Origin of the sequence: Janthinobacterium sp. 17J80-10 (assembly GCF_004114795.1) — a bacterium.
Taxonomy (GTDB): Bacteria; Pseudomonadota; Gammaproteobacteria; order Burkholderiales; family Burkholderiaceae_D; genus Paucimonas.
This window is the reverse complement of sequence record NZ_CP035311.1, coordinates 3,075,501-3,096,987: the sequence shown is the minus strand read 5'-3', so window position 1 is coordinate 3,096,987 and position 21,487 is coordinate 3,075,501. Positions and strand designations below refer to the sequence as shown.

Here is a 21,487-nt window from a genome sequence, read left to right as displayed (position 1 = left end):
TATTTTCGCTCAAGCCGCCGATGCCTGATCCGCTTCAGGCCCGGTCGCGCTGGCGGCATTCGCCGCCCCAGCCTTTTCGTGGATATGCGGGGGCACCTCGCGATTGGCCAGGTCCGGCCCGAGCTTGGCGCGCAGGAAGCCGCTGGTGGAGTAGCGGGTGACGGCCGAATAAAACTTGTCGGTCAGGTATTTCACCATGTCGGCATAGGCATCTACCGCCGCCAGGTCGATGGAGAAATTGTCGTAGTTGACCACTGTGGCAATTTTCTGGTGCACGTCGCGCAGCGCGTGGACGACCTGGCGCCGGATGTGTTCGACATCATCGAGGTCGCGCACGTTGTAGCCTTCGAAATTGATGAACAGGGTCTTGCGCACGCGGTCGTAGCGCACGCGCTGCTCCAGCGGCACTTCCAGCAGGATGTCGCGCAGGCCCATGCAGTCTGCCTGAAAAATGCGCGCGTCCATGGTGCGCAAGTCGTCGGAGATGCGCGGGGCGAACGCCATGTGATCAAGGATGTCGCGCTGGAGGTCGAGGCCCGGGGCGATTTCCACCAGTTCCAGACCTTGTGCAGTGAGCTCGAATACGCAGCGCTCGGTAATGTAGAGCACATTCTTGCCGAGCTTTTGCGCCAGTTGCCCGCTGAAGGTCATGTGCTCGACCGCTTGCACGAACTTGCATGGCCCATCCTTGCCTTCGATGTGCAGCTGGCCGTTGCGCACGGTGATGGTCGGCTTGCCGGCGCTGAAGGTGCCGACGAAGACGACTTTTTTGGCATTCTGGCTGATGTTGATGAAGCCGCCGGCGCCGGCCAGGCGGGCGCCGAACTTGCTGACGTTGACGCTGCCGGCGGCATCGGTTTCGGCCAGGCCGAGAAAGGCGATGTCGAGGCCGCCGCCGTCATAGAAATCGAACTGGTAGGGCTGGTCGACGATCGCCTGGGTATTGACGCCGGCGCCGAAGTTGACGCCGGAGGCGGGAATGCCGCCGATCACGCCGGGTTCGGTCGTGAGCGTCAACAGGTCGATCACGCGCTCTTCGTGGGCGATGGAAGCCACGCCCTCGGGCATGCCGATGCCGAGGTTGACGACGCTGTTGGCGGAGAGCTCGAAGGCGGCGCGCCGCGCGATGATCTTGCGTTCGGACAGTGGCATTGCCTTCAGGGTGTTGGAGGGCACGCGCAATTCGCCGCTGTAGGCGGCGTTGTAGGGCTCGGCATAGGTTTGCCAGTGGTGGCGCGGCTCGGCCACCACCACGCAATCGACCAGGATGCCGGGAATCTTGACCTGGCGCGGATTGAGCGTGCCGCGCTCGGCAATGCGCTCGACCTGTGCGATGACGATGCCGCCGGAATTGTGCGCGGCCATTGCCAGCGACAGCATTTCCAGGGTCAGCGCTTCGCGCTCCATGGTCAGGTTGCCGTCGGGGTCTGCCGTGGTGGCGCGGATCAGCGCAACGTCGATGGGAAAGGCCTTGTACAGCAGGTTGTCTTCGCCATCGATCTGCAGCACGCGCACCAGCTCTTCGCTGGTTCTGTCGTTGAGCTTGCCGCCGCCATTGCGCGGGTCGACGAAGGTGCCCAGGCCCACGCGGGTCAGGTGACCAGGGCGCTTGGCGGCGATGTCGCGGTACAGGTGCGAGATGACGCCTTGCGGCAGGTTGTAGGCCTCGATCTTGTTGTCGATGGCGAGGCGCTGGATCTTGGGCACCAGCCCCCAGTGGCCGCCGATGACGCGCTTGAGCAGGCCGTCGTGGCCGAGGTGGTTCAGGCCTTTTTCCTTGCCATCGCCCTGGCCGGCGGCATACACCAGCGTCAGGTCGCGCGGCCCGGCCGACTGACCGTTCTCGCCCTGGTTCGACAGGTAGAGATCCTCGAGCGCGATCAGCAGTTCTTCCGGCACGCCGATGCCGACGAAGCCGCCGGTGGCGACGGTATTGCCGGAATGGATGAGTCGGACCGCGTCCTGGGCGCTGACGATCTTGATGCGTTTGCCGCTGCCGCGTGTGAATTCGTGCTCTGCCGTTTGCATGGTGCTCCTAGTTGTTATCGTAGTCTTGCCAGCCATTCTGGCGCGTGTCTCGGGCGCGCCGGTTCCCCGCTATCATAGTCTGCCCGGGCGCGTATGAACATCCCCGCAGCACAGGTGCTGCAGAGGATTTTCACGCAAGAGGATCTTGTGGCCTGTTTTTGTGCTGCCAGAGCGACATGCTGCACCGCGCAATGGGTCAGCAGTGAAAAACCGCCGGTACAACTTACCCGGCAGATTTTTCACCAGCCTGTTCGGCCGAGGGGGCCGCAGGCGTGGGCGCAAAGAAGCGTTCGCCCAATTCTTCCAGGCCGAGATTTTCGAGCACCTGCTGCAGGCGTTCGCTCGGGCGGCGGCGTGGCAGGTTCTGGTAGCGGGCGATGATCAGTTCATTTTTCATGGAATGCTCCCAGCCCACCAGTTCAGTCACGCTGACCTGGTAGCCGTGCGCCTCGAGTTGCAGGCAGCGCAGGACGTTGGTGATCTGGCTGCCGAACTCGCGGGTATGCAGGGGATGGCGCCAGATTTCCGTCAGCGCATTCTTGCCGAGCGACTTGCCCTTGTTGCGGTTGAGGACGGAAGCCACTTCGGCCTGGCAGCACGGCACCAGCACCATGAACCGGGCCTTCTTGTGCAAGCCAAAGCGGATGGCGTCATCCGTTGCCGTATTACAGGCATGCAGCGCCGTGACAATGTCGATGGTGGCCGGCAGCTTGTCGGTGGCGATCGATTCGGCGACCGAAAGGTTGAGGAACTCCATGCCGGAGAAACCCAGGCGCTGGGCCAGCGCACGCGATTTTTCCACCAGCTCCTGGCGCGTTTCGATGCCGAAGATACGCGAGGCGCCGGGCTGGTCCTTGAAGAACAGGTCATGCAGGATGAATCCGAGGTAGGATTTTCCGGCGCCATGGTCGACCAGGCTGACATCGCCATGCGCCGCGCGCACTTCTTGCAGCAGGGGTTCGATAAAGTGGTACAGGTGATAGACCTGCTTGAGCTTGCGCCGGCTATCCTGGTTCATCTTGCCGTCGCGGGTCAGGATGTGCAGTTCTTTCAGCAGTTCAATCGATTGGCCGGGACGAATTTCTGGTGCGTTCATGGGGTACTTCCAGTGTGTAACAGCCGCTATTGTATGCGCAGGGTGTTCCTGTGTGGGGTGGCGCACTCATGAGAATAATATTTGAGAAAAATCAAGACCTGAGGTTCCGGGATTTTTGACACTGTTGCAATGCGACAGCTACAGGTTGCCGCATTCATCCCTCAAATAATCCGGAGACACCATGTACACGCAGCCAGAACAGGCCGGCAAGCGCCTGCCGATGCAGACGCAGGACGCTATTCGCAGCGCAGACGCGATCCAGGATGCCTTGGCGAAGTTTTACGACAGTCCAACGGTTTCCAATAAGGTCGCAGCGGTGGTGGCCCTGCAGGCGCATCTGGCTGCCGTTGAACGGGAGCGGGGCGGCCAGGGGTATTCTTCCTGAGCGAGCGCCGGACCGGATGCAGCCAGTCACAATCCGCGTTGCCTCCTAGTGAAGATGGGCTCGATACCATTCGGCGAAGGCGGCCGCCGGCAGGGGCCGGCTGATGAAGAATCCCTGCGCCTGGTTGCAGCCGTTCTGCTGCAGGTAATCCAGCGCTTCTTCCGATTCGATCCCTTCGCCGACGACTTCCAGATTGAGCGTGCGCCCCAGGGTAATGATGGCGCCGGTGATGGCACGGCTGGCGCGGTCGTGATCCAGGCGTCGAACGAATGACTGGTCCACCTTGAGCTTGTCGAGCGGCAGATGGCTCAGGTGACTCAGGCTGGAGTAGCCCGTGCCGAAATCGTCCAGCGCGATGCGGATGCCGGCGGCGCGGATGTTGTTCAATATTGTCACTGCATCTTCCATGCTGTCCATCACGGTACTCTCGGTCACTTCGAGTTCGATGTTTGCCGGATCGACCGACGAGTCCAGGATAATGTCGGTCAGTTTCCTGGCAAAGCCGCGCTGCCGGAACTGCAGGGCCGAGACATTGATGGCGATCGTCACCGGCGGCAAGCCCTGATTGCACCAGGCTTCATGCTGCCGGCAAGCTTCGGTGGCGACCCATTCCCCCACGATGCCGATCAGGCCGGCAGATTCGGCAACCGGCACGAACTGGTCCGGGCCGATGATTTCGCCGTGATCTCCGGAGAGGCGCAGCAGCGCTTCGACGCCGGTCAGGCGCCGGGTCTGCATGTCGATCACGGGCTGGTAATGCAGCACCAGGCCGCCGCGCGCCAGCGCACGCTTGAGCCGCGCTTCGATGGACGTGGCGGCATCGAAGCGCGCATTCATGGCCTTGGAATACACCTGGGCGCTGCCATGGCAACCCTGCTTGGCCTGGTACATCGCCATGTCGGCCGCATGGATCAGGGTATCGACATCGGTGCCGTGCTGGGGAAAGTAGCTGATGCCCACCGAGGCGGAGACCGACAGGTCAAGGGCGTCAATCTCGAAGGGCGCAGAGAGTGCCTCCAGCACATGCTGGGCAACGGTGGCAGCGGGATGTTCCTCGTCGGCGTGTGGCAGCACCACCACGAATTCATCGCCGCCGAGGCGACCCACCAGGTCTTCTGCGCGCACGCAATTGAGCAGCCGCTGCGACGCTTCCTGCAGCAGCTTGTCGCCGATCTCGTGGCCATACAGGTCATTGATGGGCTTGAAGCGGTCGAGGTCGATGAACAGCACCGCGCCCTGCTTGCGGCTGCGCTGTGCGGCCGCGACCAGGTGGCCGGCGTATTCGAAAATCAGGGCGCGGTTGGGCAAGCCCGTCAAGGGGTCGTGCTGCGCGGCTTCGCGCACGCGCTGTTCGGCCAGCTTGTTTTCAGTGATATCGAGCTGGGTGCCGATGAGCTTGATGCCTTCCCTGCTGTGACGCGATAGCGGCACGGCGTTGGCAATCATCCAGCGATAGCTGCCGTCGCGGTGGCGCAGCCGGTATTCCAGCCGGTAATCCGCCGAGGGGTGCGCCAGGTAGGCCGCCACTTCGGCCTGCACCCGCTTGCGGTCTTCCGGGTGAAGGCGTTGCTGCCATTCTTCAGTCAGGTTGGCGATTTCGTGGTCCTGATAGCCCAGCTGCTTTTTCCAGGTGGGCGAAAAATAGCATTTATCGCTGACGACTTCCCATTCCCAGAAGCCGAGGTGGGCGATCGCGACCGCCAGTTGCAGCCGACGTTCGGTTTCCCGGCGCACCTGTTCCATCTGCTTGCGTTCGGTAATGTCAAAGAACATTGCTGTACATTCGCCGGGCGCCGGGCTGTAAGCATAGATGGAGACCCAGCGTCCGCCAGGGTGCGGCGACACTGTTTCGAAACTGCCTTCGCCGCTTCCCAGTGCGATCCGGCCGAAGTGACCGATGAAATCGAAGGCGCTATTCCGGATGTCAGGAAAGATTTCCGTGATTTTTTTGCCTTCGACAGCAGCATGACTCATCCCGGCAATACGCTCGTATGCAGGATTGACCCGGTTGACGAGATAATCGACCGGTTGCCCGTTGGCGTCTGTCTGTATCGTATAGTGCGCGATCGCCACGGTATGGTTGTTGAACAGCGTGGTATAGCGGCGTTCGCTTTCCTTCAGCTTTTCCTGGGCGCGCTTGAGTTCGTCGATATCCGAGCACACGCCGAACCAGTGCGATATGTTGCCGCCATCGTCGCGCAGCGGCGTACCGCGCCAGGAAAACCAGCGATACTGGCCGTCGTGCCGGCGAAAGCGGCATTCGACGTTCCAGGGCTGGCCGGTCTGTACCGTGTTGCGCCATGCCGCCTTGGCACCTTCGAGATCATCCGGATGCACCACGCTCCAGTTGACGCCCTGCTGGCCCGTCGGATCCTGGCCGGTATAGGCGAGCCATTGGCGACTGATGAATTCGATGGTGCCATCCGGTCGCGCCACCCAGACCATGCCCGGCAAGCCGGAGAGGATATTCAGCCAGTGTCTTTCGCGCTCGAGTAGGTCTGATTTATCCTGCCGTTGCGCCGTGATGTCGCGTGCGAGAATCGCAAACTGCCCTGCTGCCGGACTGTAGGCGCGTAACTCGTACTGGCGGCCACTGGCCGGATCGTGATGGTCGATCACCATGGATTCCTGTGTCCAGGCAACTTGCGCGCAATGGCGCAGCCACGCCGGCACTTGTCCCATCCTCGCCGGCTTGCCGGTGGCGGGGCCTTGCGGCTCGAGGCCGAACTGGCGTCGGAACGTCTCGTTCATGTCGAGCAATCGCACTTCGCTGCCCGGGTTGGCGGCTTTGCTCACTTCCCCCAGCAAAAAGCCATCCGGCATGCCCACGCAGGCAGCGTGCCAGGGATCGGCACCGGCAGGCAGACCTGCAGGGCGGGGATCCAGCGATTGTGCTGGCGCTTGACTGGTCGCCGGATCCATCGTGTGAAGATCCAGGCCAGTGCTCTGCATGCGAGGGTGAAGTTCCATTCGGAAATGCTATTGGGATGGCGGCCCATGTGCGGGGAGTGAGAATTCGACCTTGGCAGGCGAACATGGTTCATGCAGCAACATCGGCGCGGCAAGCAGAGCTTGCTCCGGCACAGAGAGGGCACAACGTGGACGTGGTGATGGCGCCGCGCGGATTTAAACCACGGGCAGCAATGAAATGGGATGCCTAGCGGGACTGGCTTGGGGAAGCTGCGGCGACAGCCGGAGCGTTGGGATCGCTGTTGGCAAATTCTTCGAATCTTTCCCAGGGGATTTCACTGACATCGACTTTCGGCAAATCCCGGTAGTTCACCAAACCTTCATTGATATAGTCGTCACCTGACTTGTCGGCAGGCTTGTCGGCGCCAGTCCCTGTTGCTGCGGTTGCCGCCTCCCGGATGGGGAAACGCCAATAGATTTTGTCCAGTTCGAGACCGCAGGTTTTCGCGATATGCGCGCGCAAGGTCATTTCGATGATGTGGGAAAGCCGAAAACGCTTCATCGGTTCGGATTCCACAAAGGCTGTGAAGCGATTGCCCGGGCCGCGCTGGAGACTGTCCACGCTCACTTCCACGCCACTGTGGCGAAAATAGTCGCGGATGACGGTATTGAGCAGGGTCACCTGGCGCTGCTGTCGTTTCGTCCTGGTATTAATGACGGCAACGCAGACCATGACGGACAGCAAGGCAGCAATTACGACGGATAAAGGCCAGAGGAGCAGGAGCTGCAGGGAAATTGTAGGCATGATTAAAAGAAGGTGTTGCCCGAACCGGCACAGTCGCCAGAAATCTGCAAGCGGGTAGAGCCCGTCAGCAGTGGTTGAATTATAGAAAAAATGTTGGTCTGCAAGTAATAAATATACTGCGGAAAGTATAAAGCGGTCCAGTTTGCCGTATTTAGGTGAAAATAAAGGGAGAAATGTTGCCTACTGGATTATTGACCTGCCGAAATCAGTGCCTATAATCATCAACACCATTGTTGCTGTGATTCAGGGAGGCGTCATGCAGAAAAATATTCAGTCGATAGCTGAGACCGGCCTTGTCGACTCCATAGACCGAAAAAATTTTAATTACAATAAACTCCAGGCAGTGCTGTGCATCGCCGCATCGGCCGTATCCAGCATTGCCATCATCGCCTGGGCAATCCACACCTACTTGTAATGTGTTGCTGACAACAGTGATGTTTGCAAGGCATCGCTGAAGCTTCCTCGCCTTTTGCTCGAGCGGCAGTCAAATCGACTGAGCCTGCTCAATGAATTAAAGAAAACTTTCTGCCTTTCATGCACTCTCATTGACTGCATCAGCTTTGTCTGGCTGGCAAAGGGAGGCATCAATGAAAAAATCTACGCACTGGCAGGGATCACTTTGTGCGCCCCAGGCTGTTGTCGCAACCGCGCCGGTCTTGCGCAGTTGCCGGCTATGCGCACAGTACACCGTTTCCAATCTTTCCACCATGGCCGGGCGGCTAGCGGTGGTTGTTGCGCTCCTGACATTTCTTGCTTCCTATATCTTTGGCATAGCGCAATACGGCTGGTGGCTGGGCATGGGGATCGGCTGGCTGCCGGCGGCGTCGCTGGCATGGCTGACTGCGCAGGTAATTGCCATGGGTAGCGCACGCGCCGGCGATCCGCATTCAGGCAGCCGACTGCGTGTCGCCGGGCTTATGCCTGGGTACCCGCCATCTTGCTGCCGAGGTAAAGCGAATAGACCGATGCCAAGCCAACGGCCATATAGATGACGCGTGATACCAGGCTCTGATCACCGAACAGGAAGGCGACCAGGTCAAAATCAAACAACCCGACCAAGCCCCAGTTGAGACCGCCAATGATCATCAGCGCCATGGCGACCCAATCCAGGGTTGATGTCCAGGCGGTTGTCTGCACGCCCCGCGTGGCCGCAGCACGGCGATCCGGCACGTGGCGCCGCTCAGTATGGGGAGTATCCATTGTTGCCATTGCAAGCTCCTTGCTGACTGCAAAATCTCCCTGATTGCGTCGGTCATTCATCCAGATTATTTTTCATTATAAGCAGCGGCTGACGATTTGCCGTTTGCCGGCTTCCGCGTTTCTGTCAAGGCAGACTGTTGATTTAAATCATGGCCTTCGTTTTCGCACGCCGTAACCTTGCATCTCCGACACAAAAAAAAATTCCTGGAGACACCAATGAACGAACAACAATATCGTTATGCCACCCCGAAGTTTCCTGCAGCCAACGCTACCTGCTGGTATTGCGATCACCAGTTGGGCGATGGTCGCCGGTTTTGCGACCGGGGATGCGCTGAAGCTTTCGAACACGATGATCTGGCGGTGGAGAGGCGTTTGCTGGCAAGAAAGCCAGATTTAACCTTGGTAAATGCCTGACCTGCTTGCGCGATGCCAGGCCGCGTATCGGGCAGGGCCGATACCGTGCGGGCATCGCGTGAAGGCAGCACAATCACAATAATTCTTGCTAGTTGCCAATAGTTGCTATAATAAAAACAACTTAATTCCGGTATAAAAATATGGACACGCTGCGCCGCGAGAAAAATCCGGAGAGTCCGGTCAAGGAGCGTCGCCGCATGTCACATGCCGGACTGCTCGATTCAGCGATTCGCATGGTTGCCCAACTGGCATCGTCAAGCGACTTGAACACGCGCACGCTCGCCAACCGCGCAATGGCAGATTTGCAAAAATTGCGCCATGAACAACCCAAGCGACGGCAACTCGACAGCAACGCACGTTTGCGCTGATTCCGCGCGGTCTTCATCGGGTTGGAGATCACAAGACCGCTGCCCAACGCCGGGCTTGATATAGCGCACAGGTTTGCCACAGCACGCTTTTGCCGCAGGCGTCGGATGCCATAGTATGGGATTGGCATCAGACGGCAATGAAAGAGGCGGCTTGCATGAAGGATACCGATAGCGAACTGCAATTGTTCGCGCTGGAGGGAAGCCAGGATTTCGGCGAGCGTATCGGAGCCTACCTTGGGATTCCCCTCAGCGCCCACGAAGAACGCGAATTCGAAGATGCGGAACACAAGGCGCGCCCGCTGGACAATGTGCGCGGGCGTGACGTGTTCGTCATCCATTCGTTGTATGGCGATTCGCGCCAGAGCGGCAACGACAAGCTCTGCCGCCTCCTATTCTTTATCGGGGCCCTGAAGGATGCCAGCGCAGCCCGCGTGACGGCAGTGGTCCCTTACCTTGCCTATGCGCGCAAGGACCGCAAGACCAAGCCGCGCGATCCTGTGACGACGCGGTATCTGGCGGCCCTGTTCGAGGCGGTCGGCACCGATGCCGTGCTGACCATGGATGTGCATAATCTCGCGGCGTATCAGAATGCCTTTCGCATCCGTGCCGAAAACCTCGAAGCCAACAAGCTGTTCGTCAATTACTTCCTGCCGCTTTTGCGCGAGGGCGAAACCGTGGTGGTTTCGCCCGACGCCGGTGGGATCAAGCGTGTCGAGCGTTTTCGCCAGTTGCTGTCGCATCAGTCAGGCAAGCCTGTGGGTACCGCCTTTGCCGAGAAATACCGTAGCGGCGGGACAGTCAGCGGCGAGCTGCTGGTGGGCGAGGTGCGTGACAAAATCGCGCTCATCGTCGACGACCTGGTCAGCACCGGCAATACCCTCGTGCGTACCGCCCGCGCGTGTCGCGCGCAGGGTGCGGCAACGGTTTATGCCGCTGCCAGCCATGGTTTGTTTACGGCGGATGCGCCAACGGTGCTGGAGGGCGATGCGATCGAGCGCATCGCTGTCACCGATACGGTGCCGCCATTTCGCCTGGGCGAAGGCGCGGCGCGGCAAAAGCTGTCATTGCTGAGTAGTGCTGCGTTGTTCGCCGAAGCCATCCGGCGCATGCATGGCGGCGGCTCCCTCACGGCGCTGGCGGAGTTTTCATGATGCGGGCGCCGCAGACTTCATGGCAGCCTCATGCGGCAGGCAGGAATTGCTGCGCCAGCTCCAGGTAAGCCATTGCGCGCTGCCGCCATTCGTTCGAGTAGCGGAATTTCTCTTCATTCAAGTGGCGGATGGCGATCCGCGCGCGCAGGCTGGCACGAAAGCTCTGGTAAAACTGCAGCAGCACCTGTGGCGGAAAGTCCCCTGAAGCATCACAATAGGCGCGCAACAGGCATTGTCCGAGCGCCGGTGCCCCCAGTCGCGTGCATTCCATTGCAAGGAACCCGAGCTCGTCGACGGCATCGATAATGCGCAGGTCGCGCGAAAATTCCAGGCAATCGATGACGGCAAGTTCCGGGCGCAAGCAAATGTGTTCTGGCCGCAAGTCGCCGTGACCTTCAACGATCCTGCTTTCCGCCAGCCGCTGCGCCAGCATGGACCCGTGGCGTTGCAGGAATTCAGCATGCGCCTGGCAAACCATGGCAACCTGCGCGCCGGGCAATCCGTATGCCGGTGTGCACAGCTCGCCGGCATTGCGGGCGACGTCGTCGCTGAAGCGGCGCCGGTAGTTTTCCGCTTCCAGCGGGATTGGCGTGCAAGCTGCATAGAATGCACTCATGCGCGTGGCGAGCGCGGAAATGTCCTTCTCGCACGCGCTGCCATCCCGAATGGCGTAGTCGAGCATGTGTCGCATGGGCAGGCGGCGCATCTTGACCAGCCAGTCGATCGGCACGCCACGTCCGATGCACAGGCGGTCGACGGCATCGATTCCCAGGGGCTCCACGCCAAGGTAGGTGCTGGGTGCCAGGCGCCGGTTCAGGCGCAATTCCTCTTCGCAATAAAATCGCCGCGCAGCGGTCGTGGAAAAATCCAGGTAGTCATAGTGCACGGGCTTTTTCAGCTTCCATGCATGATGATCGGTAAGGAATACCCAGGACATGTGCGTTTCGATGGCTTCGACGCGAAAGCATGGTTCGGCATAGGCACTCGGCTGGCGCAGGAATGCCACCTTGGATTCCAGGCTGATTTCGGGAGGCGGAGGCGGGATGCTCATCTTCCCTGCAAGCTAACAGCAGGCAAGGCACGCGGTTTGCGCGTGCGCAAACTGGCGGGGCTTCGTCTGGCAGTGCCAGTGGTGCCGACGCCGAGTTGTCGCGCGTTGCAGGCGCGGGCTAGAATAGCCGGCATATTTCCCCTTGCGGCCAGCCGCTACGACAGCATGCAGACAGATTCGCAAAATGCCCTGCGCAGGCAAGAGGCGCTGATCGGCGCACTGGCCGACAGGTTGCGGCTTGCCACAGGCGCCGTGGCGCGCTTCGAAACCCACATCTCCTGGATCCTCGTGGCGAATGACCATGCCTGGAAAATCAAGAAAGCGGTGCATTTCGATTTCCTGGATTTTTCCTCGCTCGATGCGCGCCGGTTTTATTGTGAAGAGGAATTGCGCCTGAACCGTCGCCTGGCGCCAACGCTCTACCTGGACGTACAGGCCATCACGGGCAGTGTCGATGCGCCGCAGCTCGCAGGAGAGGGCGAACCAATTGAATATGCCTTGCGCATGCGCGCCTTCACCCAGGCGTCGCTGTGGAGCGAGCGTGTCGCGATCGGGGCCATTACGCCTGATGAAATCGACCAGCTGGCGGGCAACCTCGCACACTTTCACCAGCAGGCGCCGGCAGCGCCGGATGGTAGCGCATGGGGCTCGCCGGCGCTGCTGCAATCCAGCGCCAATGACATCCTGGCGACGCTGCAGGCGTCATTGACCGAGACCGTGCCGGCCAGCCAGGTGGCGAAGCTATCGGCATGGCATGCCGATATGCATGTGCAGCTGCGCCCGGTATTCGAGCGGCGCAGGCGGGAAGGGCGGGTGCGGGAGGGACACGGCGATCTGCACTGCGGCAACATATTGACCCTGCACGGTCATGCCACGGCATTCGATTGCATCGAGTTCAGCGAGGGCTTGCGCTGGATCGATGTGCTCAACGACCTGGCATTTGCCACCATGGACTTGCAGGTGCTGGGCCAGCCGCGACTGGCTGCGCGCCTGCGCGACCGTTATCTCGAAGCGACGGGCGATTACCTCGACCTGGACTTGTTGCGCTACTACCAGACCCTGCGCGCGCTGGTGCGTTGCAAGGTCTACGTGCTGCGGCTGCAGGAGTTGGCGGCAGATGACCCGCAGCGTGCCGCATGCGCGCAGCGCGTGCAAGCCTATCTGCAGTTTGCGCTCGCCTGTGTGCAGCCGGCGCGGGCTGCGCTGATGATCACGCATGGCTTTTCCGGCAGCGGCAAGTCGACGGTTGCCGCTGCCGTGGTGGAATTGTGCGACGCCGTGCGCATTCGCTCGGATGTCGAGCGCAAGCGCATGCATGGCATCGACGCTGCGAGCCCGGCAGGGGCTGCGCCAGCCAGCGGCCTGTATGCGCCTGCCGCGAGCATGGCGACGTATGCCCGCCTTGCCTTGCTGGCGCGGCGGATCATCGCGGCTGGCTGGCCGGTGATTGTCGATGCCGCGTTTCTGGAACGGCGGCAGCGCGATGCCTTCGCCGCGCTGGCGAAAGAACTCGGCGTGCCTTTCATGATGCTTGACGTATGCGCCGGCGAGGCAATCCTGCGCGAACGCGTTGTCATGCGCTCGCGCCGCGGCGGCGATGCATCGGATGCCGGCGAGGCCGTACTGGAACACCAGCGCGCCAGCCATGAGCCGTTGTCAGTGGAGGAAATGCCTTATGTGACGCAGGTCGACAGCGCTGCCGGCGACCTGGTGCAAACCGTTCGCGCTGCCTGGGAACGGTTGCGCTGAACGTCGCCTAGCGGCCTTCGAGGAAGGTTTTCAGGCGGTCGGCACGCGAAGCCTGGCGCAGCTTGTTCATCGCCTTCAGTTCGATCTGGCGGATGCGCTCGCGCGTGACTTCGAAATGCTTGCCGACTTCTTCCAGCGTGAGGTCGCTGTTCATTTCAATACCATAGCGCATGCGCAAGACTTTCGCTTCACGTGGCGGCAGGGAATCCAGCACATCCTTGATGACGTCGCGCATGGATGCCTGCATCGCCGCGTCGGCCGGCGCCAGCGTGCCTTCATCCTGGATGAAGTCGCCGATGCTGGAGTCGCCATCCTCGCCCATCGGCATATCCATCGAAATCGGTTCCTTGGCCACCTTCATGATTTCGCGGATTTTCGCTTCCGGCATTTCCATTTTCTTGGCCAGCGTCGGGATGTCGGCTTCCGCGCCGGTTTCCATCAGCACCTGGCGGTTGATGCGGTTCATCTTGTTGATCGATTCGATCATGTGCACCGGCACGCGGATGGTGCGCGCCTGGTCGGCGATGGCGCGCGAAATGGCCTGGCGGATCCACCAGGTCGCATAGGTCGAAAACTTGTAGCCACGGCGGTATTCAAACTTGTCCACGGCTTTGAGCAAGCCGATATTGCCTTCCTGGATCAGGTCGAGGAATTGCAATCCGCGGTTGACGTATTTCTTGGCAATCGAAATCACCAGGCGCAGGTTGGCCTCGGTCATTTCGCGTTTGGCCTGGCGCGCGCGGCGCTCGCCGGCCGTCATCTTCTGGTTGATGGCGCGCAGCTCCGAAAGCGGCAGGGCGGCCTGCTTTTCCAGTCCGACCAGGCCGGACTGGTATTCGCGGATCGCATGGACCTGCCGCTCCAGGGCGGCGCTGTGCGGATAGGCGCAATTGATTTCGCGCTGCACCCACTCGAGGTCGGTTTCATTGCCCGGGAAAATCTTGATGAAGCGCTCACGCGGCATGGCGCATTTGTTCACCGCCAGGTCCAGCACCTGGCGTTCCAGGCGGCGTACCCCATCCATCTGCTTGCGCAGCAAGTCGCACAGGCTTTCCACGATCTTGGCGGTAAACCGCATGCTCAGGAATTCCTGGGCAATTGCCGCCTGGGCGGCCCGCCATGCAGCGCTGCCAAAATCGCCGGCGGCGTAGGCTGCGCGCATGGTTTCGTGATGGGTGGCGACGAGGGCGAATTTTTTCAGCGCCTCGGCGCGCATCTGCTGTAACTGGTCGGCTGACAAGCCATTCGAACCGGCAGCTGCCGTGTCGTCTGCCTCGTCGTCATCATCGAGGTCGTCTTCGTCGTCGGCAAGCGCTGCGCCCTGCAGGGCATCGTCCGGCGCCGCAGCCGCATCGGCACTGACGTCGGCGAAGCCATCGATCAGGTCGTCCACCTTGATCAGGTCCTGCTCCAGCCTGGCAGCCATCGCCAGTACTTCGGCGACGGTGGCGGGATTGGCGGAAATGGCTTGCATCATTTCGGTCAGGCCATCTTCGATGCGCCGGGCAATGGCGATTTCCTGCTGCCGGTTCAGCAACTGCACCGTCGCCATTTCACGCATGTACATGCGCACCGGGTCGGTAGAACGGCCAAAGTCGGCATCCACGGCGGACAGGGCGGTCGACACCACGGCTTCGGTGTCGTCGTCATTCGCTGCTGGCACGATATCGTCGTTCAACAGCAATGTTTCACTGTCGGGCGCGCGCTCGCACACGTTAATGCCCATCGAATTGAAAGTGCCGATCAGGTTGCCGATGGTATCGGCATCGGTCAGGTTGTCGGGCAGGTGGTCATTGATCTCGGCGTGCGTCAGGTAACCGCGCTCGCGACCGAGGTTGACCAGCAGCGTGACTTGCTTGCGCCTGAATTCAAGTTCCGCTTCAGACAAGCTTTGGCCTGCCGGTGATTTGGCCGACGATCCGCCGAGAATCTCAGCTTGTTCAGCGGCATTCACTGCTGCAATTTCATCGGTTTCAGGATGGTATTCCGACGGCTTGCGGCCGCGACGGGCAGCCTGCTTCACGCCAGGCAAAGCATAGGCAGAGGTGTCAATTGCCGCCAGTGCTGCAGCATGGGTCGTGCGGCTAGCCACAGTGATGCTGCCGGCTTGCGGTTTGGCCGTTGACTTGAGTACTGTCTTCGGGGCAATCCTGACCGCGGCTTTACTTGCGGGCGTTGCTGCGGCATTTGCAACGGCAGCAGCAGGGGCAACGGCGATGGCTGCAGGAAGGGGTACGCTGGCAACTTGGGGCGTGGCTTCTACAGCGCGCGCCGGGGCTTGTGCCGCGCCAGCGATCGGAGGCGCCAGGCGGGACACGGGCTTCTTGACCACGATGACCTTGCTTTTCGGCGCTTGTTGCGTGCTTTCACTTTCAGCCGCAGCCGCCGCCTGCGCAGGCTCATTTGGCATCACCACCCTCGAACGACGTGTAACGACGGTCACTGGCTTGGCGCCGGGCACATCGGCTGCGGGCGGGACAATCATGCTGACCGCTTGTGGCGGCGTCGCTGGAGTCAAAGTGATTTCAGAGGATTTTTTAGAAAGCGACAGGGTTTTTGCAGGTTTTGTCATTGCGTCAGTGTCATTAATAACAACCCGTCATCAAGACACGGAAAACCGCCAGCACCGTGGTGATGGCATCTCGACGTGGACCGGATGGCGAGGGCGAGGCGGTTCGCAGCAAGTGCCGATATGCTGCGTCAACGCTGTCTATTCAAGGGTGAAATCGGGAATGCGGTACGATCACAGGATTCAGGAATGGTTCAAGCAAACGGGCCGCAGTTGCCAGTTGATGGCAGAGTGCGAAAAAAATGCAGTCGCGCATTATGTTTCATTGTAATAATGGAGTCAAATGCCGCGAATGAATAACAGGCATAGATAAATCAAATAACTGTCGAAAGGCCACGTCAATCTGATACCGCGGAACGCCGGTTCAGCCAAAAAACCAGTAGCAGACTGCGATCGACGCCAGTACGCCGGCCCCGTCGGCGACCAGCGCACAACCGACTGCATGGCGTGCGCGCTGGATGCCCACCGCACCGAAGTACACGGCCAGCACATAGAAGGTGGTTTCGGTGCTGCCTTGCACGGTGGCCGCCACCAGCGCGGGGAAGCTGTCGACACCGGCGGTTTGCATGGTTTCAATCAGCATGGCGCGGGCGGCACTGCCGGAGAATGGTTTCACCAGCGCGGTCGGCATGGCGTCGACGAAGCGGCTGTCCAGGCCTGCTGCCGTGACGAGGTAGCGCAAGCCGTCGAGCACGACTTCCAGCGCGCCGGAGGCGCGCAAGACACCCACGGCGCACAGCATGGCAACGAGATAAGGCAACAGATTTTTGGCAACGTCGAAGCCTTCCTTGGCGCCCTCGACAAAGCTTTCATACACTGGCACGCGGCGCCATGCGCCCCAGAGCAGGAATAGCAGGATCAGGCCAAACAGCACCAGGTTGCCGAGCAGGGAAGACAGCGCAGCGAGCGCCGTCGCCGACAGGCCGGCCAGAAAGGCCATCAACGCGCCCAGGACGAGTGCGGTGCCGCCCAGCCATCCCAGCACTACCGGGTCTGTCAGCTTCAGGCGCTGCATCAGTGCCACCGAGAGAAAGCCCGCCAGGGTGGAGGCGCTGGTTGCGATCAGGATCGGCAGAAATACCAGGGTCGGGTCGGCGGCGCCCTGCTGCGCGCGGTACATGAAGATCGTTACTGGCAAAAGCGTGAGCGATGAGGCATTGAGCACAAGGAAAAGAATTTGCGCATTGCTGGCGACTGCCGGCAGCGGATTGAGTTCCTGCAGCGCGCGCATGGCTTTCAGGCCGATGGGCGTGGCGGCATTGTCCAGTCCCAGGGCATTGGCAGTGAAATTCAGCGTGATCAAGCCCAGCGCCGGATGGCCAGCAGGCACTTCCGGCATCAGGCGACGGAACAGCGGCGACAGCAGGCGCGCCAATACTTCAACGATGCCGGCTTTTTCAGCGATGCGCAGGAAACCCAGCCACAGGGTGAGCGTCCCGAACAGCAAGACCATCACTTCCACCGACAGCTTGGCCATTGCAAACAGGCTTTCCACCATGGTGGCGAACACGCCCGCATCGCCGCCCAGCAGCCAGCGGCCGAAGGCGCTCAGCGCAGCCACCACAAAAAAGCCCAGCCAAAGGCCGTTCAGCATCCTTCATTCTCCCCGGCGCAATAAATGCGAAATGGGGAGGATGATGCCGTTGATACAGGGAAAATACAACAGGATTGACGAAGGAAAGACGTGTTGCGCCAGCATCACCAGCCGACAGGCAAGCCGTAGGTGCCGCACAATTGTTCGATGTGGGTCCTGCTATGCGTATCGTAGTCGCGGAAGTGCACGCCGATCTGGAAATCTGCCGCGGTCAGCGGCACGCAGTATGCCACCTTTGCCCAGACATTAATACGGCGCGGCTCTTCATCCACGGTGGCATCGAAGGCGATGGCGCAGGTATCGCCCGCCTGCAATTCTGCTTGGGCAACGAGGCCGATGCCGCCGCGGGAAATATCCATGATCTGGATATGGTGCGGAATGGCGTCATGTCCCAGCATCCTGGCATCGACTGCCAAGGTACTTCGGGGATTTTTCCGTTTTTCGGAAGGAGAAGGTAAAGCCGCTTGTACTTCTGTAGTCATAACGCAAAAAGTATCCGCAAACTGAATCGGTCGTATTTTGCGTTAAAAGTTAAATATGGAAAGTTAATTTTTGTCACATTATCGCCAGGAAATATTTTATCGCTTGCGTCTACATCCCCTCTGACAACCGCCCTTTAATAGTTTTGTAACGTTGCGGTGACGTTTTTTACTTTTTTCGATATAAGCGAAATATTCCGCATTTACTGGAAGTCATCTGCCTTGATTTTTATCATCATCAATTTATCCATAGAAATCATGGGTTTAGGCAATACTCTCATGAGTTGTCCACAGAGTTTTCCACGGATGTCGGGGATAAGTGGCAAAACGGAATAGTGCAATACCCCATATTGATGGGATTGTGGCTGTGTAAAAAATCAGATCTAATTAATTATTAATGATTAATCAATTCAGTCAGCGAATTACGATAAATAATTTCCACTGATAATAAAATAATAATGAAAAGGGAGCGGAAAACATATGGATCTTGTCATTTGTGTAGTTCTGGGTGTTGTTTCATTCGTCAGCCTGATATGGCTGCTTATCCGGATCGGGAAAATCACGCCAATAGGCGCAGTGCTGACATTCTTCCTGGGTATTCCGGCGCTGTATTATCTGTATAAGTTCTGGGGGGATGACGAGAACGATATCCGCTTACCGTTCTTTGTTAACTTGGGGATATCGGTCGTTTCTATCCTGGTATTGCTGAATATCTCGGCAAGTGACGCAATGAAGGAAGAACGGGCAGTCGCGCTCAGTGAAATCAGCAAGGCAAGGTCCAATCCGGAGATGGAACGCTGGTGCCGCGAGAAACACGATGCCGTGTTTGACCATGTCCTCGGTACCTGCGTGGAAGCAGACCCGGCACAGAAAACGGCTGAAGCGGCTCGGTCAAGTGATGTAATGGATCAGCTAAACATGCACTTTGCACAAAATGGCCTGGAAGCGCGTTTTTCGGAAGTGAATGAGTCTACGCCAGGCGGAAAGAATATTGCGAAGCTGCGGGAGATGAACCGGGTGATGCAATTTGAATTCAAGAGCAAGACGGTGCTGCCCACCGTTGTCATGGTGGGGGAATGCATATCGACCGAGGAATGCGTACGCATTGAAAGCAGGCTGAACACGCCGGATGCCCCCTTTACGGTCGCCCGCAATGGCAACCTGCTGTTTCTCGGGATGCACATGATGGGTGACACCGCAAGAATGGTGCAGGCAAAAGGGATTTTCCAGGGCTTCAAGGGCTCCGTCTAGGCGCGCCGCACCGATCCTGTTACGCCGTTTTTTGCTGCTCCCGCTGTTCTTTCAGCGCCTGCAATTCCGCCAGCTGTTTTTCTTCCAGCAGGCGGCGCTTCTCTTTTTGTTTGTTGAGCTCTTCCTTGCGCAGCGCTTCCAGTTCCTCCTCGGAGGGGCCATGATCGATCGTCAGTGATACCGGCCCCTCGGAAGCAGGTTCGCCACGTTCGCTCTTGAGCTTGATGTTCAGTCGCAGTTCGTTGGCCGAATCGGCATTGCGGATGGCTTCCTCATAGGCGATGTGACCATCGTTATAGAGTTCAAACAGCGCCCAGTCGAAGGTGCGCATGCCAAGTTCGCGCGACTTGGCCATGATCGCCTTGATTTCATGGAACTCGCCCTTGAAGATGCGTTCGGCAATGCTGGGGGTATTGAGCAGGATTTCGATGGCGGCCTTGCGGCCATTGCCATCGATGGTGCGCACCAGGCGCTGCGAGATGATCGCGCGCAGGTTAGACGAGAGATCCATCAGCAACTGGTTGCGCCGTTCCTCCGGGAAGAAGTTGATGATGCGGTCGATGGTCTGGTTGGCACTGTTGGCATGCAGCGTGCCCAGGCACAGGTGGCCGGTTTCGGCAAAGGCAATGGCGTGTTCCATGGTTTCCGCATCGCGGATTTCGCCGATCAGGATGACATCCGGTGCCTGGCGCAGCGTGTTCTTCAGGGCATGGTGCCAGGAGTGCGTATCCACACCCACTTCGCGATGCGTCACCAGGCATTGCTGCGACTTGTGCACATATTCCACCGGATCTTCGACGGTAATGATATGGCCGGGCGAAGTGCGGTTGCGATGATCGATCATCGCGGCAAGCGACGTGGATTTGCCTGAGCCGGTGCCGCCGACCACCAGCACCAGGCCGCGCTTGTTCATCACGACTTCTTTCAGCACTTCCGGCAGGGCCAGCTTTTCGAAGTTCGGGATTTCCGAGGCGATGGTGCGGATCACCATGCCGACCTGCTGCTGCTGGATGAAGACATTTACCCGGAAGCGCGACAGGCCCTGTATGGAAACGGCGAAATTGCATTCCATTTCCCTGGCAAATTCCTCGCGCTGCCGCTCGTTCATCATTGCGTTGGCCAGCACGCGCGTAACGTCGCCGGTGAGCTTCTGCGGGCTCAGGGCCTGCATGCCGCCATGGACTTTCATGCTGGGCGGGTACTCATGCGCAATGAACAGGTCGGAGCCACCGGCACGGCTCATCGCACCCAGCAGTTTGTGCATGTAATCGCGGGCTTTGTCTTCGGTCAGAGTGGTCATGGCGTGCGTTTGCTGGAGGAGTGGGCGTCGATGATTATAGTGCTTAAAAGCAACTATTTATAGTTGAATTGCAAACGGCAGGCGTGAAGGTTGCGGATTCGCCGCACTAGGCAGCGGGCGGGAGCGCGCCGGAAAACACCTGGATCAATTGCGCGCAGAGGGCGTCGATCTCATTCATGGAAAGGCCCAGCACGCCGGCGGCGGCGCTGCCGCCATCGCGCCACTCCAGCGAGACGTCCGCGCCGCGGAATTCTTCGATGGCTTTTTCGACGACCAGGTTGATGGCAACCAGCCCCTTGACGACCGTGGGGACAGCGTTGTCGGCCAGCGCCTCGGGCGCATGATGGAGCTTGATGGCGAGCACGATGGCGGGCGAAATCCCCCAGTGTTCAGCCAGCGTTGCGCCGACCATGGTGTGGTTGATGCCGTGCCGGACTTCTTCCAGCCTGACGAAGCGCCATCCCCCCATTTTGTTGGCGATCGACAGGGTTTCCAGGTAAGTCGGGAAAGTGGCTTTCATGAGGGGAATGCCGATATCGCAAAACAGGCCAAAGCTGTAGGCGAGTTCTTGCGGTACTGCGCTCGTTTGCCGCGCCAGGTAACTCATGCCTTGCGCGCGTTTTTCGGAAACATCCCAGAACCGGGCCATCATCATCTTGCCAGTGCCCAGGATGCTCCTGACAATCAATCCTTCCATGATGCTGCTGCAGTGGTTCATGCCGATCAGGGCAATGGCGTCGTCGACGCTGTCCGAGCGGCGGCGCAAGTTCAGGAAGGCGGAATTGGCTGTCTTCAGGAGTTGCCCCGCCATTGCCGCATCACGGCCCAGCAATTGCGCCACTTTTCTGACATCCGGCTCCTTTCGCCGCAACTCGCGCTGCAGCGCCATCAGCAATGCCGGCCGCGGTGGAATGTCGATGGACCCCATCAGGTCCGCTGCAGCGGAAGAAGCCGTCGGATTTTGCCGGGATGCGGACACTGCCAGTTCCTGAAAATGAAGAATCGCTATTGTAGCGCGGTGTGACGCGGGTTCAGATCAATCGTGGTGACAAAAAAAAGCCCGCAGACCTTGCGGCTTGCGGGCTAAATCCAATTCAAGAAGATTGGAGGAGACAGGTGCAATCTTATCCAGCGGAA

18 protein-coding genes and 1 pseudogene are annotated in these 21,487 nt (G+C 59.5%); 8 read left to right on the top strand and 11 right to left on the bottom strand.

Features of this window, described 5'->3' with window-relative positions:
- Positions 1–9: 9 nt before the first annotated feature.
- Together EKL02_RS13900 and EKL02_RS13895 are read right to left on the bottom strand one after the other, a co-directional pair.
- The gene (locus EKL02_RS13900) at positions 10–2,028 is read right to left on the bottom strand and encodes an acyl CoA:acetate/3-ketoacid CoA transferase (protein ID WP_128902601.1); all 2,019 of its coding nucleotides are present in this window, start codon (positions 2,026–2,028) and stop codon (positions 10–12) included.
- A gap of 223 nt (positions 2,029–2,251) precedes the next feature.
- On the bottom strand, positions 2,252–3,124 hold the full coding sequence (locus EKL02_RS13895) for an SAM-dependent methyltransferase (RefSeq protein ID WP_128902600.1): 873 nt from the start codon (positions 3,122–3,124) through the stop codon (positions 2,252–2,254).
- Positions 3,125–3,305: 181 nt separating this feature from the next.
- Between EKL02_RS13895 and EKL02_RS13890 the strand changes: the two genes are divergently transcribed.
- Positions 3,306–3,509: a hypothetical protein gene (locus EKL02_RS13890; RefSeq protein WP_128902599.1), complete on the top strand. Its 204-nt coding sequence runs from the start codon at positions 3,306–3,308 to the stop codon at positions 3,507–3,509.
- Between the two features lie 45 nt (positions 3,510–3,554).
- Here EKL02_RS13890 and EKL02_RS13885 read toward each other — a convergent pair whose 3' ends face one another.
- Complete coding sequence (locus EKL02_RS13885) at positions 3,555–6,479, bottom strand: EAL domain-containing protein (RefSeq protein WP_128902598.1); 2,925 nt, start codon at positions 6,477–6,479, stop codon at positions 3,555–3,557.
- Between the two features lie 187 nt (positions 6,480–6,666).
- A complete protein-coding gene (locus EKL02_RS13880; RefSeq protein ID WP_128902597.1) occupies positions 6,667–7,224 on the bottom strand; it encodes a hypothetical protein in 558 nt (185 codons plus the stop codon).
- 256 nt (positions 7,225–7,480) lie between these two features.
- Here EKL02_RS13880 and EKL02_RS18280 point away from each other — a divergent pair, with 256 nt between their 5' ends.
- Positions 7,481–7,639: a hypothetical protein gene (locus EKL02_RS18280; RefSeq protein WP_164932023.1), complete on the top strand. Its 159-nt coding sequence runs from the start codon at positions 7,481–7,483 to the stop codon at positions 7,637–7,639.
- 500 nt (positions 7,640–8,139) lie between these two features.
- Here the strand turns inward: EKL02_RS18280 and EKL02_RS13875 are convergent, their stop codons facing one another.
- Entirely contained in the window at positions 8,140–8,424 is a 285-nt protein-coding gene (locus EKL02_RS13875) for a DUF378 domain-containing protein (RefSeq protein ID WP_241687721.1), read from the bottom strand.
- A gap of 216 nt (positions 8,425–8,640) precedes the next feature.
- Here EKL02_RS13875 and EKL02_RS13870 point away from each other — a divergent pair, with 216 nt between their 5' ends.
- The 3 genes from EKL02_RS13870 to EKL02_RS13860 all read left to right on the top strand — a co-directional run bounded on the left by EKL02_RS13870 (position 8,641) and on the right by EKL02_RS13860 (position 10,357).
- Positions 8,641–8,838 carry a hypothetical protein gene (locus EKL02_RS13870; protein WP_128902595.1) on the top strand — a complete coding sequence of 66 codons (198 nt, stop codon included), beginning with the start codon at positions 8,641–8,643 and terminating at the stop codon, positions 8,836–8,838.
- Positions 8,839–8,978: 140 nt separating this feature from the next.
- On the top strand, positions 8,979–9,206 hold the full coding sequence (locus EKL02_RS13865) for a hypothetical protein (RefSeq protein ID WP_128902594.1): 228 nt from the start codon (positions 8,979–8,981) through the stop codon (positions 9,204–9,206).
- A gap of 155 nt (positions 9,207–9,361) precedes the next feature.
- On the top strand, positions 9,362–10,357 hold the full coding sequence (locus EKL02_RS13860) for a ribose-phosphate pyrophosphokinase (RefSeq protein ID WP_128902593.1): 996 nt from the start codon (positions 9,362–9,364) through the stop codon (positions 10,355–10,357).
- Positions 10,358–10,385: 28 nt separating this feature from the next.
- Here the strand turns inward: EKL02_RS13860 and EKL02_RS13855 are convergent, their stop codons facing one another.
- Complete coding sequence (locus tag EKL02_RS13855; RefSeq protein ID WP_128902592.1) at positions 10,386–11,408, bottom strand: hypothetical protein; 1,023 nt, start codon at positions 11,406–11,408, stop codon at positions 10,386–10,388.
- 165 nt (positions 11,409–11,573) lie between these two features.
- On the opposite strand from EKL02_RS13855, the gene EKL02_RS13850 reads away from it, so the two are divergent.
- Positions 11,574–13,157: a bifunctional aminoglycoside phosphotransferase/ATP-binding protein gene (locus tag EKL02_RS13850; RefSeq protein ID WP_164932022.1), complete on the top strand. Its 1,584-nt coding sequence runs from the start codon at positions 11,574–11,576 to the stop codon at positions 13,155–13,157.
- A gap of 7 nt (positions 13,158–13,164) precedes the next feature.
- On the opposite strand, the gene rpoD is transcribed toward EKL02_RS13850, so the two are convergent.
- Positions 13,165–15,729 (bottom strand): RNA polymerase sigma factor RpoD, encoded by a 2,565-nt coding sequence (rpoD, locus tag EKL02_RS13845; protein ID WP_128902590.1) that lies wholly within the window; start codon positions 15,727–15,729, stop codon positions 13,165–13,167.
- Here rpoD and EKL02_RS18275 point away from each other — a divergent pair.
- Positions 15,641–15,997, top strand: coding sequence for a hypothetical protein (locus EKL02_RS18275; RefSeq protein ID WP_164931890.1), 357 nt, complete (start codon positions 15,641–15,643; stop codon positions 15,995–15,997). The genes rpoD and EKL02_RS18275 overlap by 89 nt on opposite strands.
- Before the next feature lie 93 nt (positions 15,998–16,090).
- Here EKL02_RS18275 and EKL02_RS13840 read toward each other — a convergent pair whose 3' ends face one another.
- Both EKL02_RS13840 and EKL02_RS13835 read right to left on the bottom strand, forming a co-directional pair.
- Entirely contained in the window at positions 16,091–17,320 is a 1,230-nt protein-coding gene (locus EKL02_RS13840) for a spore maturation protein (RefSeq protein WP_128902589.1), read from the bottom strand.
- 104 nt (positions 17,321–17,424) lie between these two features.
- Complete coding sequence (locus tag EKL02_RS13835; protein WP_164932021.1) at positions 17,425–17,736, bottom strand: PilZ domain-containing protein; 312 nt, start codon at positions 17,734–17,736, stop codon at positions 17,425–17,427.
- 543 nt (positions 17,737–18,279) lie between these two features.
- On the opposite strand from EKL02_RS13835, the gene EKL02_RS13830 reads away from it, so the two are divergent.
- Positions 18,280–19,050 (top strand): hypothetical protein, encoded by a 771-nt coding sequence (locus EKL02_RS13830; protein WP_128902587.1) that lies wholly within the window; start codon positions 18,280–18,282, stop codon positions 19,048–19,050.
- Between the two features lie 199 nt (positions 19,051–19,249).
- Here the strand turns inward: EKL02_RS13830 and EKL02_RS13825 are convergent.
- A pseudogene (locus EKL02_RS13825) lies at positions 19,250–20,341 on the bottom strand (PilT/PilU family type 4a pilus ATPase); the annotation flags it as partial.
- A 115-nt stretch (positions 20,342–20,456) separates the two neighbouring features.
- Complete coding sequence (locus tag EKL02_RS13820; RefSeq protein WP_241687720.1) at positions 20,457–21,329, bottom strand: HDOD domain-containing protein; 873 nt, start codon at positions 21,327–21,329, stop codon at positions 20,457–20,459.
- Positions 21,330–21,487: the final 158 nt, after the last annotated feature.